We start from the raw sequence: 2,341 nt of genomic DNA on the forward strand, positions 1-2,341 counted from the left end.
TGTATAATGGGTCAGCGACTTATATTCTGTAGCAAGGTTAACCGTATAGGGGAGCCGAAGGGAAACCGAGTCTTAACTGGGCGTTAAGTTGCAGGGTATAGACCCGAAACCCGGTGATCTAGCCATGGGCAGGTTGAAGGTTGGGTAACACTAACTGGAGGACCGAACCGACTAATGTTGAAAAATTAGCGGATGACTTGTGGCTGGGGGTGAAAGGCCAATCAAACCGGGAGATAGCTGGTTCTCCCCGAAAGCTATTTAGGTAGCGCCTCGTGAACTCATCTTCGGGGGTAGAGCACTGTTTCGGCTAGGGGGCCATCCCGGCTTACCAACCCGATGCAAACTACGAATACCGAAGAATGTTATCACGGGAGACACACGGCGGGTGCTAACGTCCGTCGTGAAGAGGGAAACAACCCAGACCGCCAGCTAAGGTCCCAAAGTCATGGTTAAGTGGGAAACGATGTGGGAAGGCACAGACAGCCAGGATGTTGGCTTAGAAGCAGCCATCATTTAAAGAAAGCGTAATAGCTCACTGGTCGAGTCGGCCTGCGCGGAAGATGTAACGGGGCTAAACCATGCACCGAAGCTGCGGCAGCGACACTTAGGTGTTGTTGGGTAGGGGAGCGTTCTGTAAGCCGTTGAAGGTGTGCTGTGAGGCATGCTGGAGGTATCAGAAGTGCGAATGCTGACATAAGTAACGATAAAGCGGGTGAAAAGCCCGCTCGCCGGAAGACCAAGGGTTCCTGTCCAACGTTAATCGGGGCAGGGTGAGTCGACCCCTAAGGCGAGGCCGAAAGGCGTAGTCGATGGGAAACAGGTTAATATTCCTGTACTTGGTGTTACTGCGAAGGGGGGACGGAGAAGGCTATGTTAGCCGGGCGACGGTTGTCCCGGTTTAAGCATGTAGGCGGAGGTTCCAGGTAAATCCGGTACCTTTTAACGCTGAGGTGTGATGACGAGGCACTACGGTGCTGAAGTAACAAATGCCCTGCTTCCAGGAAAAGCCTCTAAGCATCAGGTAACATCAAATCGTACCCCAAACCGACACAGGTGGTCAGGTAGAGAATACCAAGGCGCTTGAGAGAACTCGGGTGAAGGAACTAGGCAAAATGGTGCCGTAACTTCGGGAGAAGGCACGCTGATATGTAGGTGAAGCCCCTGCGGGTGGAGCTGAAATCAGTCGAAGATACCAGCTGGCTGCAACTGTTTATTAAAAACACAGCACTGTGCAAACACGAAAGTGGACGTATACGGTGTGACGCCTGCCCGGTGCCGGAAGGTTAATTGATGGGGTTAGCGGCAACGCGAAGCTCTTGATCGAAGCCCCGGTAAACGGCGGCCGTAACTATAACGGTCCTAAGGTAGCGAAATTCCTTGTCGGGTAAGTTCCGACCTGCACGAATGGCGTAATGATGGCCAGGCTGTCTCCACCCGAGACTCAGTGAAATTGAACTCGCTGTGAAGATGCAGTGTACCCGCGGCAAGACGGAAAGACCCCGTGAACCTTTACTATAGCTTGACACTGAACACTGGTCCTTGATGTGTAGGATAGGTGGGAGGCTTTGAAGCGTGGACGCCAGTCTGCGTGGAGCCGACCTTGAAATACCACCCTTTAATGGCTGGTGTTCTAACGTAGACCCGTAATCCGGGTTGCGGACAGTGTCTGGTGGGTAGTTTGACTGGGGCGGTCTCCTCCCAAAGAGTAACGGAGGAGCACGAAGGTTAGCTAATCCTGGTCGGACATCAGGAGGTTAGTGCAATGGCATAAGCTAGCTTGACTGCGAGAGTGACGGCTCGAGCAGGTGCGAAAGCAGGTCATAGTGATCCGGTGGTTCTGAATGGAAGGGCCATCGCTCAACGGATAAAAGGTACTCCGGGGATAACAGGCTGATACCGCCCAAGAGTTCATATCGACGGCGGTGTTTGGCACCTCGATGTCGGCTCATCACATCCTGGGGCTGAAGTAGGTCCCAAGGGTATGGCTGTTCGCCATTTAAAGTGGTACGCGAGCTGGGTTTAGAACGTCGTGAGACAGTTCGGTCCCTATCTGCCGTGGGCGCTGGAGAATTGAGGGGGGCTGCTCCTAGTACGAGAGGACCGGAGTGGACGCATCACTGGTGTTCGGGTTGTCATGCCAATGGCACTGCCCGGTAGCTAAATGCGGAAAAGATAAGTGCTGAAAGCATCTAAGCACGAAACTTGCCCCGAGATGAGTTCTCCCTGACTCCATGAGAGTCCTGAAGGAACGTTGAAGACTACGACGTTGATAGGTCGGGTGTGTAAGCGCAGCGATGCGTTGAGCTAACCGATACTAATGAACCGTGAGGCTTAACCTTAC

At 53.2% G+C, this 2,341-nt stretch carries 1 rRNA gene; it reads left to right on the forward strand.

The window, feature by feature from the left end:
• Positions 1-2,339, forward strand: a 23S ribosomal RNA gene (locus tag ACWKXN_RS22365); the annotation flags it as partial.
• Positions 2,340-2,341: the final 2 nt, after the last annotated feature.

The organism is Enterobacter sp. UPMP2060 (assembly GCF_053709655.1).